The sequence below is a fragment of the Paractinoplanes tereljensis genome (assembly GCF_016862435.1).
Lineage (GTDB): Bacteria > Actinomycetota > Actinomycetes > Mycobacteriales > Micromonosporaceae > Actinoplanes > Actinoplanes tereljensis.
The window spans coordinates 295,029-309,422 of sequence record NZ_BOMY01000002.1 but is presented as its reverse complement, the minus strand read 5'-3'; the positions used below and the strand labels follow the sequence as shown (position 1 = coordinate 309,422).

The following is a 14,394-nucleotide window of genomic DNA, read 5'->3' as shown; positions in this document are numbered from 1 at the left end:
CGCGGGTGTTCACGGTCATCTGGGGTGCGGTGCGAACCCGCACTGCCCAGGTGCTGACCGTCCTGATCCTCACCGCGCTGGCCGCCTCGGTCGCCGCCGCCGCGCCCTGGTTCGCGCTGGTCGCCACCGACCGGTCGGCCGCGGCTGACGTCGCTGCCGCCCCGGCCGAGCAGCGCACGCTCTCCATCCGGCAGCGGGCCGAGACCAACGGCGACCCGGGCACCTCGCTCCGGCAGTTCGCGTCGACCGTGCGCGACCAGCTCCCGCTGCCCGCCGCCGACCCGGTCACCGGCCTGGTCCAGCCGCTCAACGCCACCCACGGCACCGGCATCCCGGCCATCCAGGTGGCCTACCGCGACGACTTCTGCGCCCACCTGCGCCTGGAGGGCCCGTGCCCGGCCGCGCCGTACGAGGCGGCGATCAGCCGCAACGCCGCCCAGCAGCTGGGCGTCTCGGCCGGGCAGACCATCGAGCTGCGCAACACCGTGCTGGCCGAGCCGGTGCGGCTCAAGGTGGTCGCGCTCTACGAGCTGGCCGAGCCGGGCAGTCCGTACTGGAGCAATCCGCTGTTCCGGAAGGACACCGGCCTGGATCCGACGTTCACGCCGCTGGACACCTTCCAGAACCGTCAGCTCTGGCAACCCACCCTGGCGTACGACGTACAGATCCCGGAAAGCCTGCTCCGCGGCGACCACGGTTACCGCCTCGGCCCGGTGCTGCGGGCCGCCGCCGTGCGTCTCGACCAGGCCGACCTGCGACTGGTCAACCTGAGCGGCCCGCTGCTCGACACCATCGGCCGCGATCGGGACGCGATCGAGCGCGGCGTGCTCGTCGCGATGGTGCAGATCCTGATCCTGGCCTGGTTCGCGATCGGCCTGGCCGGCCGGTACACCGGCCGGGACCGCCGGGGCGACGCCGCCCTGCTCAAGCTGCGCGGCAGCACCCGCTGGTCGATGCTGCGCCTGGCTCTCGGCCAGCACCTGGTGCCGCTGGCGCTGGGCGCGCTGGCCGGTCTTCCGCTCGGCTACCTGCTCGCCCGGGTGCTGGCCGGCCCGGTCACCCGGCCCGAAGCGCAACGAACCGCCCTGCTGCTGTCGGTGGCCGCGGCGGCCGCGGTGCTGGCCGGCGGCCTGCTCGTGCTGGCCGTGATCGAGGGTGTGGTGCTCCGCCGACCGGTGGCCGACCTGCTGCGCAACGTCGGCGGCGGCCGGGGTGACTGGCGGTCCGGCCTGGCCGACCTGCTGCTCCTGGCGATCGCGGTCGCCGCCGTCTACCAGGCCCGGTCCGGGGTCGCCGGGGCCGGCCTGGCGCTGGCGGCACCGGCCCTGGTCGCGCTGGCCGTCGCGCTGCTGCTGGCCCGGCTGCTCGGCCGGGCGGCCGACCGGGGCGGCGGTGCGGCCGTGCGCACCGGCCGGCTCCGGCTCGGCCTGACCGCGGTGCAGGTGTCCCGGCAGCCCGGCAGCGATCGGGTGTTCGCGCTGGTGGTGGTGGCCGTCGCGGTCTTCGGCACGGCGCTCGGCGGCTGGTGGGGCGAGCGCACCGCCCGGATCGAGCGCAGTGCCTCGGAGCTGGGCGCCGCCCGGGTGCTCACCGTGCAGGCCCCCAGCCGGACCGCGCTGCTGCGGGCGGTCCGCGCGGCCGACCCGGCCGGGGACCGGGCGATGGCCGTGGTCGTCGACCGGACCAGCACGCTGCCGGTCCTGGCGGTGGACAGCACCCGGCTGGCCGCGGTCGCCCGCTGGCGACCCGAGTACGGCCCGCGCCCGGTGCTGGCCACCGCGCCCGCGCCGGTGTCGGCCCCGATCACCGGGACCGGGCTCAGCCTGCGGCTGCGCTACGACAGCAAGGTCCCGGCCGCGCTGAACCTGGTGCTGCAGAACGAGAGCACCGGCGCGCCGGTCCGGGTCCGCTTCGGCGTGCCCGCGCAAGGGGAGCAGACGCTTGCCGCGCCGGTCGACGGCTGCGCGACCGGCGGCTGCCGCATCCTGCGCTGGGAACTGACCAGTCCGCCGCAGCCCGACGGCCGGATGTCCCCACCCCCGGCCGGTGCCGCCGCGACCGTGCAGGGCCTCACCCAGCAGGGCCCGGACGCCGTCGTGCTGGACGCGACGAACCTCGGCGACATCGCCCGCTGGCGGCCCGGCACCCTCGGCGCGGCCCTCGACGTGACCGCCACCGGCGGCACCCTGCGGCTGAGCGTGGACGCCAACCCGGCCGGCCTGCCGCAGATCGGCGACGCGGTGTACGCGGTGGACACCACCCTGCCGCTGCCGATCGTGAAGGCCGGCCCGCCGCTGCCGGACTGGCAGTTCACCGAGCCGGCCCTGTTCGCGATCGACGGGCCCGGCGTGCCGGTGCGGATCGCCGGCACCGCCCGCGCGCTGCCGGTGGTGGGCCGCACCGGGGTGCTTGTCGACCTGGACGCGAGCCGCCGGATCCTCGGCGACACCGACGCTCCCGGCGACTATCAGGTGTGGCTCTCGGCCGAAGCCGGGGCGGGGACGGTCCGGGCGCTGACCGCGGCCGGCCTGACCGTCACTCAGGATGCCTCGATCGGTGGCCGGGCCGCCGTGCTGGCCGATCAGGCGCCCGCGGTGACCAGCCGGTTCGCCCTGGTGGCCGGGGTGGTCGCGCTGCTGCTCGCGGCGGCCGCGATCGGGGTGGCCGGTGCGGTCGACCGGCGCACCCGGCTCGAACAACTCCGGGCGCTGCGGGTGCAGGGCCTGGCCGGGCGGGTCGCGGTCGCCGTCGCGTACGCCGGAACCGCCGGCCTGATCGGCGCGGGCGTGCTCGCCGGGATCGGCGCGGCCGTGCTGGCCCGGCCCCTCGCCCGGGTGACCGTGCCCGCCTTCACCGACGGCTGGGACGTGCTGCCGCTGCCCAGCGCCCTCGGCGGGGTGACGGTGGCGATCGCGCTGCCGGCCGCGCTGGTCGTGCTCGGCCTGACCGGCCTGCTCGCCGTGCTGCCGCTGATCCGCCGGCTGCGAGCGGAGGACACCGCGTGATCGGCCTCGTCCTCGCCATGCTCTGGACCCGCCGCGGCCAGTCGGTGACGCTCGGGCTGCTCGCCCTGTTCGCGGTGGCCGCCGCGGTCGCCTCGCCGGCCTACCTGATCGCCACCGACCGGGCCGTCGCGGCCGGCCAGATCGCCACCGCCACCCCGGCCGAGCGGGGCGTCGTGATCACCGCGAACCAGGACGACCGCACCGTCGATCCGGGCACCCCCGACTTCAGCAACGTCGGCGCGGCCCTGCTCAACCTGCCCGGGTTCGGTTACACCTACGCCGCCGAGTTCCCGGCCATCGGCATCGAGAAGGACAACCTGCACCCGTCCCGGTTCACCTTCCGGCAGGGCGTCTGCGCGCACCTGCGGATCGTCGCCGGCCGCTGCCTGGCCGGCGAGGGCGAGGTGCTGCTCGGCCAGGCCACCGCGGCCCGGCTGCACCTGACCGCGGGCTCGGCGATCACGCTGACCTACGGCAAGTTCGTCGACGATCCGCGAGACCCGTACTACACCGAGGACGGCGAGCCCAAGCGGCTCGACGTGGCCGGCATCTACGAGGTGCCGGAACCGGGCGACATCTTCTGGGGCACGCACGGCTACTGGACGGCGGTGCCCAATAGGGGGCCGGGCGAGCCGGTCTTCGCCGGCGCGACCACGCTGAAGGCGTTCGACCACGGCCGCACCGAGATGTCGATCGACGGCACCGCCGGCCCCCGCGCACTCGACATCGACCACCTCGACGAGCTGCGGGCCGGGCTGGCCAAGCTCAACGCGTCGGCGGCCCAGCTCGGCCCGACCATCCAGATCGACACGAGCATGCCGTACCTTCTGGACCGGATCGAGGCCGGCCGGTCCGCGGCGCGCGTGCTGATACCGGTCCTCGGCGTACCCCTGGTGTTGCTTGCCTGCTTCAGCATTTTCCTGGCCGTCAGTTACGGCAGCCAGGGCCGGCAGCCGGAGTTGGCCCTGGTGGCGCTGCGCGGCACCCGCTGGTGGACGCGCTGGTGGCTGGCCACCGGGGAAAGCCTGATCGCCATCCTGCTCGGCGCGGTCGCCGGCTGCCTGGCCGGCCAGCTGCTTGTCGACGCGGTGACCGCGGCCCGGTTCGGCGGCATCGGCTCCGGCGCGGACTGGTCGTCGCTGCGCTACGCCCCGATCGCGGCCCTGGCCGCGCTGGCCGCCGCGGTCCTGGCCCAGCGCCGCCAGCTGCTCAGCCCGGTCGCCACGCTGCTGCGCCGCAACCCGGTCGCGGCCAACGGCCCGCGCGCGGTCGCGGTCGAAGCGGTGATCGTGCTGCTGGCCGTGATCAGCGGCGTCCAGCTGGCGCTGAGCGACGGCGAGCTGACCGGCATCGGCCGGCTCGCCCCGGCGTTCATCGTCCTGGCCGTGGCCCTGCTCGCCGCCCGCGCGCTGCTGCCGCTGATCACCGGATACGCCACCCGTGCGCTGCGCGGCGGCCGGCTCGGCGCGGCCCTGGCCGCCTTCCAGCTGTCCCGCCGGCCCGGCGCGCAGCGGCTGTTCGCGCTGCTGGTGGCCACGGTCGCGGTGGCCGGTTACGGCGTCTGCGCGGTCGATGCGGCCACCCGCGGCCGGGAGATGCAGGCCGGCCTGGGCGTCGGCGCCGACCGGGTGCTCACCGTCGAACCGCTGTTCCGCAGCCAGCTCCGGAACGCCGTCGAGCAGATCGACCCGCACGGCGAGTTCGCCATGGCGGTGGCCCGGATGCCCAGCTCCACGGCCGGTGAACCGGCCGCGCTCGCCGTCGACGCGACCCGGCTCGCCGCCGTCGCCACGTGGCCGGGTGGCGCCGCCCCGGCCGCCGAGGTCGGCACGCGGCTGCGCCCGCCCACCGCCGCACCGATCCTGCTGCAGGGCGAGGACCTGAGCCTGACCGCGACAGGCTCCGGCATGCTGCCCGGCCGGCCGCTGGTGGTCGCCCTGTCGGTGACCTCGCTGACCGGACTCGGCGACGCGGTCGTGCAGCTCGGTGAGCTGCACGTCGGCCGGTGGACCTACCAGCAGCGGGCGCCGGTCTGCGCGCAGGGCTGCCGGCTCAACGGCATCCAGCTGAACACCACCGCCACCATCGTCGGGGTGACCGCGAAGATGGTGGTCAGCGCGATCGGCACGGTCGACCCGGCCCTCCTGGACCCGGCCGGCTGGCTGGCCCCGGCGGTGGCGAAGATCGCCGCAGACCCCGATGGTCTGCTGATCGATCTGGACGCTGCCAGCGGCCTGCCGACCGGCGCGTGGATCCGCCCGGCCGACACCCCGTCGCCGCTGCCCGCCGCCTACGCGGGGGAGGCGCCGATCGGCAACACGCTCACCGACATGGACGGCGCCCTGATGCCGGTCGAGCTCACCGACCGCCTCCCGGCCGTGCCCCGGCTCGGGCAGCGTGGTGCGCTCGTCGACCTTGAGTACGCCGACCGGACCGCCGCCACCGCCGCGGTCGCGCTGGAGCCGCAGGTGTGGCTGAACGACCGGGCCCCGGCCGACATCCTCGACCGGCTGGGCGCGGCCGGCCTGACCGTGACCGGCGACAACAGCTCCGCCGCGGTGCGCCGCCAGCTGGACGAACAGGGCCCGGCGCTGGCGCTCTGGTTCTATCTCCTGGCCGGCGCGCTGTCGGTGCTGCTGGGCGCGGGCGCGCTGGTGCTGGCCGCCGCGGTCGACCGGGCCCGCCGGGTGGAGGATCTCGCCGCCCTGCGCACCCAGGGCCTGCGCCGCCGGACCGCCGCCCGGGCGACACTGTGGACCTATCCGGTGCTTGTCGCGTTCGCGTCGCTGGTGGGCGTGCTCACCGGGCTGGCCACCTGGGCGATGACCGGCTGGGCGCTGCCGCTGGCCGGGCTGAATCCGCCCAGCCTGCCGCTGCCCGGCTGGCCCGGTGTCCGGTCCGTGGCCGTAACCACACTGCTGGTGCTTATCCTGCTGACGATCGTCGCCGCCGGTACCGGCGGCGACCTGCACCGCCGGATCGACCGGGGAACGGGGAACTGAAGTGACGACTCTGACGATCGACGGCGCCGACCTGGCCTGGGACGGCGACCGGGCGGTGCTGACCGGGGTCACGGTCACCGCCCGCCCCGGCGAGATCCTGGCGGTGACCGGCACCTCCGGGGCCGGCAAGACGACGCTGCTCAGCGCGATGGCCGGGCTGCTGCGGCCGGCCGCCGGGAAGGTTCTCGTCGAGGACGAGGCTCTGACCGACCGGGACCACGCGGTGAAGCTCGGTGTGGTGCTGATCCCGCAGGACAACGGCCTGGCCGCGATCCTCACCGCCGCCGAGAACATCTCGGTCGCGGTCATCGCGACCGGCGGCACCCCGGCCGAGGCCCGCCGCCGCACCGCCGAGGCGTTGGAGCCGCTCGGGCTCTCCGGGCAGGCCAACCAGCTGATCGAGGAGCTGTCCGGCGGCCAGCAGCAGCGCACCGCGATCGCCCGCGGCCTGGCCCTGCGCGGCGACGTCCTGCTGGCCGACGAGATCACCAGCGAGCTGGACGCCGCCAACCGTCAGCGCGTCATCGAACTGCTGCGGGCCGAGGCCACCCGAGGTGCCGCCGTCGTCTTCGCCACCCACGACCCGGAGGCCGCCGCGGCCTGCGACCGCGAACTGCACCTGGCCGACGGCGAAGCGATCTGGGCCCGCCCCTAGGCGACGTGTTCGGTTCCGCCCGGGACCAGGGTCACCTCGCCGTCGACGTGCTGGACGGTGAACAGGGTGCCGGGCGGATAGCTGCCCAGCACCTCCGGCGGCAGCTGCACGGTGCCGTCGCCGGCCACCACCGCGAAGTCCTGGCCGTCGCGGCCCTCGGCGCCGACCCGGCCGTCCCGGATCGTCACCGCGCGGCCCAGCCGGGCGCCGACCTCGTTGTCGTGGGTCACCACCACGATCGTGGTCTGGCGCTCGGCGTTCACCGTCTCCATCGCGGCCAGCACCTCGTCGCGGCCGGCCGTGTCGAGCCGGCTGGTGGGCTCGTCGACAAGCAGCAGGCCGGGCCCGGTGGCGATGCCCACCGCCAGGGCGGCGCGCTGCCGGCCGCCCGGGGTCAGGTCGGACAGCCGCTGGCGGCCCTGGCCGGGCAGGCCGACCAGGTCGAGGATGCGGTCCGGGTCGTCGAGCTTGATGCCACGGGTGTGCGCGGCCCGGCGCTGGGCCAGCCAGATGTTGCGGTGCAGTGACGCGTACGGCAGAAGGTTTCGCGAAGCGCCCTGCAGGACCACGCCGATCTCGGTGCCGCGCAGCCGCGAGATCTCGCCGTCGGAGAGCTTGCCCATGTCGTAGGTGCCGATGTTGATGCGCCCGGCCGACGGCCGCATCAGTCCGGCCAGCAGCGCGATCAGCGTCGACTTGCCCGAACCGGACGGCCCGACCAGGGCGATCGTCTCGCCCGGCGCGATGGAGAGATCGACGCCGGCCAGGGCGACCACGTCACCGGCCTCGGCGCGATAGATGTGCACCACCCGGCGGCAGGCCACGGCAAGTCCGTTCATGGGGTCACGCTAGCGCCTCGGGGGAACCAAAGGTCGCTCGTAAGTGTTCGGTGGGATGCTTTTAGGGTGTTACTCGTGCGTGACATCGCCGTATTCTCCGGATCCGCCCACCCCGAACTCGCCGCCGAGATCTGTCTGCATCTGGGCGTGCCGCTGATGCCGACCAAGACCTCCCGGTTCGCCAACGACTGCATCGAGGTTCAGCTGCAGGGCAACTGCCGGGAGAAGGACGTCTTCCTGATCCAGCCGCTGGTGCCGCCCACCCAGGAGAACCTGGTCGAGCTGCTCTTCATGCTCAACGCCGCGCGTGGTGCGAGCGCCGGCCGGATCACCGTGGTGCTGCCGCACTACGCGTACGCCCGCAGCGACAAGAAGGACGCACCGCGCATCTCCATCGGTGGCCGCCTGGTCGCCGACCTGCTCACCACGGCCGGTGCCGACCGGGTGCTGGCGATGACCCTGCACTCGCCGCAGGTGCACGGCTTCTTCAACATTCCGGTCGACCATCTGCACGCGCTGCGCGAGCTGGCCGCGCACTTCCGCGGTTACGACCTGAGCAACACCGTGGTGGTCTCGCCGGACCTGGGCAACGCGAAGGAGGCGGCGGCCTTCGCCCGCCTGCTCGACGTCGATGTCGCGGCCGGCGCGAAGCAGCGCTTCGCCGACGACAAGGTCGTTATCAGTACGGTGATCGGCGACGTCACCGATCGGGACGTGATCGTGCTGGACGACGAGATCGCCAAGGGCAGCACGGTGTTCGAGCTGCTCGCCCGGCTGCGCGAGCGGAACGTGCGCAGCGTGCGGGTGGCCTGCACGCACGGGTTGTTCTCGAACGACGCGATCAAGCGGCTCTCCGAGGAGAAGGAGATCGAGGAGATCGTCTGCACCAACACGGTGCCGATCCCGGCGGAGAACCACACGGAGAAACTGACCGTTCTGTCGGTGGCGCCGGCGCTCGCCGAGGCGATGCGTCGCATCCACAACGGTGAGTCGGTCAGCGCGCTGTTCGCCTGATGCGTTTGGGTTTCGCTTGAGGCATTTGGGTGAGCGGGGGTTGGGGAGGGCGTCCCGACCCCCGCTCCAGTCCATGTGGACGGATTGGTGTCTTACGGAACCGGTGTCACGCGAGGTTGCTGGGTGGGTCTCCCTTCATTCGTGAGGGTCAATGCTGGGAGCGCTCCCAAAGGACTCTAGCTGGCGGCCGGGGCGTTGAGAAGAGCTGCCTCAGGTCGTCGCGGTACAGGTGACCGTCGGGGTGCTCGCCGTGCCCGAGCCGAGGAACCCGTAGGTGGTGCTGCCGCCGGCGCTCAGTGCGCCGTTGTAGCTGGCATTCGTTGACGTCACCACGTTCCCGCTCACCGTCGAGGTGGCGTTCCAGGTCTGCTGGATGGTCGGCGCGCTCGCGTAGGTGAGGCGTACCGTCCAGCTCTTGATCGCCGAAGAACCGGCGGTGACCTTGACCTCGCCCTGGTAGCCGCCGGACCACGTGCTGGTCGTGGCGTAGGTCGCCGCGCAGGCGCCGGTGGTCGGCGTCGTGGTGGGCGTCGTGGTCGGCGGGGTCGTCGTCGGAGCCGTGGTGGGCGCCGTCGTCGGGGTCGTGGTGGGCGCCGTCGTGGGCGCCGTCGTCGGCGTCGTGCCGCCGCCACCGAAGTCGATGTCGCTGCACCAGTAGTAGGACTGGTCCAGGTGGCTGGCCTGCCAGATCGTGTAGACCATGGCCCGCCCGGTCCGGCCGGTCAGCGACACCGGGATGTTGAGCTGCACGCCACCGGTCACCGCGGTCCACTGCGACGCCGGCGTGTTGCCGACCACCGCGACCCGGGTGAGGTCCGACCACTTCAGGGCGGTCGTCACCGGGTTGTAGCCCGGGTTCGTGACGTACACCCACAGGTAGTCGGCGCCGTGCAGCGCCTGGTCGAAGACCTGGACGTTGAAGCTGTTACCGACCGTGGTGGCCTTCCAGTCGCCGACGGTGTCCATCGCCTTGTACCGGCCGCTCTGCGTCTGGCCGGCGCTGCACAACTGACCGTCCGGGATGACGCCCTGGTGGTTGCCGGCGACACCCTCGCGATAGAGGCCGTTCCAGTTCCACATCGCCTGGACATCGGTCTGCCAGGCCTGGTAACACATCGGATCGGCGGTGGCCATGGTCGGATCCTGGAACTTGTCGCCCCATCGCAGCCAGCAGCCGTAGTTGCGGGAGGCGGGGCTGAGAACGTTGCCGTGCGCGGATGCCGGACCGACCGGGATGGCGACGGCGAAGGCGGCGATCAGCACGCCGGCGAGAACGCTGACGAGAAGGCGCATGCGTTTTCTGGACATGAGGGCTCAGTGCTCCGCGGGGATATCTGGCCCCGGTGGACGAGGCCATGGGGTCATGGGGGAAGGTTGCGGAGGCTGCCCTCGCCCTCCGCGGCGTGACCCGGCGAGTGACGCCTACCATCCCGGCTGAATTGACAGTTGTCAATAATGAACGGCTCGTTTCGTACACCGCCGGGGGACAGGGGGACGCGCGAGTGTGCGACTGTGCGACACAATGCCCGCGGTACGGCCGCTGGGGCGAGGAGGGTCAAGCACATGCCGGAACGTGACGCCGCGGGCCTGCTCCGCGACGCCAAGCGGGTCGTGGTCTTCACCGGGGCCGGGATGTCCGCCGAGAGTGGCGTGCCCACCTTCCGGGACTCGCTTACCGGACTCTGGGCGCGCTACGACGCCCAGTCGCTGGCCACCCCGGAGGCGTTCGAGGCCGATCCGGCCCTGGTCTGGGGTTGGTACGAATGGCGACGGGCCGAGGTGGAGCAGGTCGCCCCCAACGCCGGGCACCGGGCCGTGGCGGCGATCGCGGCCCGGGTCGCGAGCACCGTCGTGATCACCCAGAACATCGACGACCTGCACGAGCGGGCCGGCCTCGAAGAGGTCGTCCACCTGCACGGAAGCCTGTTCACCCCGCGCTGCTCGGGCTGCGGCGCGCCGGCCGAGCCCGGTGACGTGCCGGCCGAGGGCGGCCGGATCCCGCCGCCGGTCTGCGTCGACTGCGGTGCCGACGTGCGCCCCGGCGTCGTCTGGTTCGGCGAGCAGTTGCCGGCCGCGGCGCTGTCGGCCGCCGCCGAGGCCGCCTTCGACTGCGACCTGCTGCTGACCATCGGCACCTCCGGCCTGGTCTACCCGGCCGCCGAGATCCCCTACGTGGCCGATCGGGCCGGTGCCACGGTCATCCAGATCAACCCGGAGCCCACCGCGCTCGACTCGGTGGCCGCCGTCAACCTGCGCGGCCCGGCCGCCCAGGTCCTGCCCGATCTGGTGGCCAGAGCGTGGGGTGGTCGATGATCCGGACGCAAGGTTTCATGGCGTCGGGTTCGCGACGGAAGGCGTCTGCATGGTCATGACGTTCGCCTTCGATGCATCGGCGCCAGGTGTCGCCTATTGGACGTCGTAGCGTAGGCGCTCTTGCGCGTAGCGTCATCGCCATGGGGATATTTGCGCACGTCAGTGATGTTCATATCGACGCGGGGGAGCGCAGTCTCCAGCGCGCCGGCCGAGTCTTCCGCTATCTGGCCGAGTTGCCGACACCGCCCGACGCGGTGATCGTCACGGGCGATCTCGCCGATCACGGCGCCGAGTCGGAGTACGAACGACTACGCGAGCTGGTCGACCTGCCCGTCCCGGTGCTCTGGTGCCCGGGCAACCACGACGCCCGCGAGCCCTATCGTAAGGCTCTGCTCGGCGAGGCGCCGGACGCCCGGCCGATCAACCGGGCCTTCGAGATCAACGGCGTACTGATCCTCATGCTCGACTCCAGCATTCCCGGGCGTAACGACGGGCTGCTCGCCGACGAGACGATCGAGTGGCTGGCCGCGGCGCTGGCCAACCAGCCCGAGCTGCCGACCTTCGTGTGCTTCCACCATCCGCCGGAGCCGCTGGGCATCCCGTTCATCGACGAGATCCGCCAGTTCGGCACCGAGCGCCTGGCCGCGCTGGTCGAGCGGCACCCGCAGGTGGTGGCCCTGCTCTGTGGGCACGCGCACACCCCGGCCGCGGGCGTCTTCGCCGGGCGGCCGATGCTTGTCGCCCCGAGCATCACCTCGACGCTGATGCTGCCCTTCGAGACCGAAGAGATCTTCAACCGCGATCTGCCGCCGATGATCGCGTTTCACCTGCTCGGCGAGGACCGCCGCCTCACCACCCACTACCGGGTCATTCTCTAAGCATTGGTTGCAAACCTGGCGAATAGGCCGCACGCATCCCACCAGACACGGATCATGTCGACATGGGTGTCATGGCTTACCCCCTCCGGTACGCACTAGCCGACCTCGCCCTGGCGTTGAGCCGGGTCGCCAACGATTCCGCCGAGGTGCGATCCACCGCGGCCCGCGCGGCGGCCGACATGATCGGTGACGGCGCCGGGGTCCAACTTCTCCGAGACGACGGCCGGTACGACTCGATCATCTACCGGCACGTCGACGACGAACGATCGGCGTCGCTGGGCCGGGTCCTCGACCACGTGAGCCAGCTTCCCGACGACGACTTCTCCACCGCCCTCGCCGCGAGCCGGCGGCCGATAGTGCTGGCCGGCGACGGGGTGGAACCCCTGGCCGGCGACGAGCACCACATCCACGCGGCCGTGCTGGTCCCGGTGATCGTCGACAACACGTACTCCGGCTACCTGGTGCTGACCCGGGAGACGCCGGGCGCGTTCTACTCGACCGCCGAGGTCGAGCTGGCCCGGGACATCACCGGTGAGCTGGCCCTGGCGGTGTCCAGCGCCCGCGCGCTGGAACGGCTGCGGGCCAGCGAGGAGCGCTACCGCCGGGTGCTCGAGACCATCCCCGAGGGGGTGCTGCAGCTCGACCCGGACGGCGTCGCGACGTACGCGAACGAACCGATGGGCGTGGTCCTCGGCCTGCCCCGGCCCCAGCTGGTCGGGGTGTCGCTGCGCGGCTTCCTGGACGACCAGGGGCAGAAGGAGCTCACCCGCCGCCTCGGCGAGTGCGAGGCGGGCCGGTCCACGGTCGGCGCGACCCGGCTCATGCGAGCCGACGGCTCCCGCCGCAGCGTGCGGATGAGCATGATGCCGCTGATGGACGACCAGTCGAAGTACACCGGCGTGGTGTGCATGGTCACCGACACCACCGACCACATCGACGCTCGCGGCCTCAAACGCCAGCTCGACCACCTGCGCCGGCTGGACAGCCTCGGCCAGCTGATCGGCGGCATCTCGCACGACTTCAACAACCTGCTCACCGTCGTCGGCGGCTCGGCCGACATGATCCTCACCGAGGTCGAGGAGGGCACGCCCCAGCACCAGCTGGCCCAGGACATCCTGGAGGCGGTCGGCACCGGCCGTACCCTCACCCACCAACTGCTGGCCTTCGGCCGCAGCGAGGGCAACCGCCCGGAGATCATTCCGATCCCCGACCTGCTCACCGACGTGCAATCGCTCTTCAGCCGTACGCTCGGCGAGCACATCGGCCTGGACCTGGCGTTCGGGGCCGACGTGTGGCCGGTGCGAGCCGAGCGCGGCCCGCTCGAGCAGGCGCTGGTCAACGTGGCGGCCAACGCCCGCGACGCGATGCTGCGCGGCGGCATGCTGCGGGTGGCGGCGTCGAACGAGGTGCACGAGCAGGGCGAGCCGCCCGAGGGCGTGCCGACCGGCCGGCTGGTGCACATGGTGATCACCGATACCGGAACCGGCATGACCGAAGAGGTACGCCAGCGAGCGCTCGAGCCGTTCTTCACCACTCGGCCCACCGCGGCCGGTCTGGGCCTGGCCACCACGGCCGGCATCGTGCAGGGTATCGGCGGCCACATCGAGCTGGAGTCGCAGCCGCGCCTGGGCACCACGGTCCACCTCTACCTGCCGGCCGCCGAGGAGAAGCCGGCCAGCTCCGAGGCCCGCCAGTCCCAGGTGATCGGCAACGTGCTGATCGTCGAGGACCAGCCCGAGGTGGCCCAGCTCGTGCAGCGCCTGATCGAACCGGCCGGTTACGCCATCACGGTCGCCACCGACGCGCTGATGGCGGTCACCCAGGTCGCCGCCGGCGCCCACCCCGACCTGCTGATCACCGACGTGGTGATGCCGACCATGACCGGCCCGGAGCTGGCCGGCGCCCTGCGCACCCACCAGCCCGACCTGCCGGTTCTCTACATGTCCGGCTACACGGCGGCGTCGCTCGGCCCGCAGCTGCATTTGGACGACAACAGCATGCTGATCGAGAAGCCGTTCACCCGTTCCACCTTGCTGGGCGCCATCCGCAACCTCTGCGGCCCACAGCCCACACCGGGGGATTAGCTCAGCCCGCACTCAGTGATCCGCGCCTATGGTTCCGGCCATGGCGCGGATCCTGCTGTGGTGCGGCGTGGTGGCCGGTCCGCTGTTCGTGGCGGTGTTCCTGGTCAACGATCGGATCCGCCCGGACTACGACCCGCTGCGTGACTTCGTGAGCGAGGCCGCGATCGGGCCGGGCGGCTGGCTGCAGATCGCCAGCTTTCTGATCACCGGCGCGCTGATGGTCGCGTTCTCGGTCGCCGTGCGGCAGGTCGTGTCGCGCTGGACCGGGTGGCTGCTGGCGCTGTTCGGGGTGAGTCTGATGCTGGCCGGTGCGTTCGTCAGCGATCCGGCGCCGACCACCGTGCGGACCGGGCACGGCATCGTCCATAACCTTGTCTCGGCGGTCGTCTTCCTGGTGTCACTGCCGGCGGCGGCGTTCGTGGCGGCGCGCTGGCGTCCGACGCGGGGGTGGAGTTGGTACTGCCGCGCGGTGGGTGTCGCCGTGCCCGGGTTGTTCGTGCTGGCCGGCGGCATCGAGGCGGCCACCGGGGTCTTCCAGCGGTTGGCCATCGCGGTGGGCTGCAGCTGGATCGCCGTACTCGGTCTGCGGGCTCTTCGTTCTTGA

Annotated in this window: 10 protein-coding genes; 8 read left to right on the top strand and 2 right to left on the bottom strand. The window is 72.6% G+C overall.

Annotated elements, in window-relative coordinates:
• The first annotated feature begins 5 nt into the window (after positions 1-5).
• Genes Ate02nite_RS02700 through Ate02nite_RS02690 form a run of 3 tightly spaced genes read left to right on the top strand, consistent with a single transcriptional unit; the run spans position 6 to position 6,662 of the window.
• On the top strand, positions 6-3,005 hold the full coding sequence (locus tag Ate02nite_RS02700) for an FtsX-like permease family protein (RefSeq protein ID WP_203798274.1): 3,000 nt from the start codon (positions 6-8) through the stop codon (positions 3,003-3,005).
• Positions 3,002-6,007 carry a hypothetical protein gene (locus Ate02nite_RS02695; RefSeq protein WP_203798272.1) on the top strand — a complete coding sequence of 1,002 codons (3,006 nt, stop codon included), beginning with the start codon at positions 3,002-3,004 and terminating at the stop codon, positions 6,005-6,007. The genes Ate02nite_RS02700 and Ate02nite_RS02695 overlap by 4 nt, the downstream gene beginning before the upstream one ends.
• A 1-nt stretch (position 6,008) precedes the next feature.
• Positions 6,009-6,662 carry an ABC transporter ATP-binding protein gene (locus tag Ate02nite_RS02690; protein ID WP_203798270.1) on the top strand — a complete coding sequence of 218 codons (654 nt, stop codon included), beginning with the start codon at positions 6,009-6,011 and terminating at the stop codon, positions 6,660-6,662.
• Here Ate02nite_RS02690 and Ate02nite_RS02685 read toward each other — a convergent pair.
• Positions 6,659-7,501, bottom strand: coding sequence for an ABC transporter ATP-binding protein (locus tag Ate02nite_RS02685; protein WP_203798267.1), 843 nt, complete (start codon positions 7,499-7,501; stop codon positions 6,659-6,661). The genes Ate02nite_RS02690 and Ate02nite_RS02685 overlap by 4 nt on opposite strands.
• 75 nt (positions 7,502-7,576) lie before the next feature.
• Between Ate02nite_RS02685 and Ate02nite_RS02680 the strand changes: the two genes are divergently transcribed.
• Positions 7,577-8,515 (top strand): ribose-phosphate diphosphokinase, encoded by a 939-nt coding sequence (locus tag Ate02nite_RS02680; RefSeq protein ID WP_203798263.1) that lies wholly within the window; start codon positions 7,577-7,579, stop codon positions 8,513-8,515.
• A gap of 210 nt (positions 8,516-8,725) precedes the next feature.
• On the opposite strand, the gene Ate02nite_RS02675 is transcribed toward Ate02nite_RS02680, so the two are convergent.
• Positions 8,726-9,823, bottom strand: a complete 1,098-nt coding sequence (locus Ate02nite_RS02675; protein ID WP_203798262.1) for a lytic polysaccharide monooxygenase auxiliary activity family 9 protein — start codon at positions 9,821-9,823, stop codon at positions 8,726-8,728.
• Between the two features lie 255 nt (positions 9,824-10,078).
• Between Ate02nite_RS02675 and Ate02nite_RS02670 the strand changes: the two genes are divergently transcribed.
• From Ate02nite_RS02670 to Ate02nite_RS02655, 4 genes are all read left to right on the top strand, one after another.
• Positions 10,079-10,828, top strand: coding sequence for an SIR2 family NAD-dependent protein deacylase (locus Ate02nite_RS02670; RefSeq protein WP_203798260.1), 750 nt, complete (start codon positions 10,079-10,081; stop codon positions 10,826-10,828).
• A gap of 140 nt (positions 10,829-10,968) precedes the next feature.
• A complete protein-coding gene (locus Ate02nite_RS02665; protein ID WP_203798258.1) occupies positions 10,969-11,706 on the top strand; it encodes a phosphodiesterase in 738 nt (245 codons plus the stop codon).
• Between the two features lie 71 nt (positions 11,707-11,777).
• Complete coding sequence (locus Ate02nite_RS02660) at positions 11,778-13,790, top strand: response regulator (RefSeq protein WP_239147068.1); 2,013 nt, start codon at positions 11,778-11,780, stop codon at positions 13,788-13,790.
• Between the two features lie 40 nt (positions 13,791-13,830).
• The gene (locus Ate02nite_RS02655) at positions 13,831-14,394 is read left to right on the top strand and encodes a DUF998 domain-containing protein (protein WP_203798253.1); all 564 of its coding nucleotides are present in this window, start codon (positions 13,831-13,833) and stop codon (positions 14,392-14,394) included.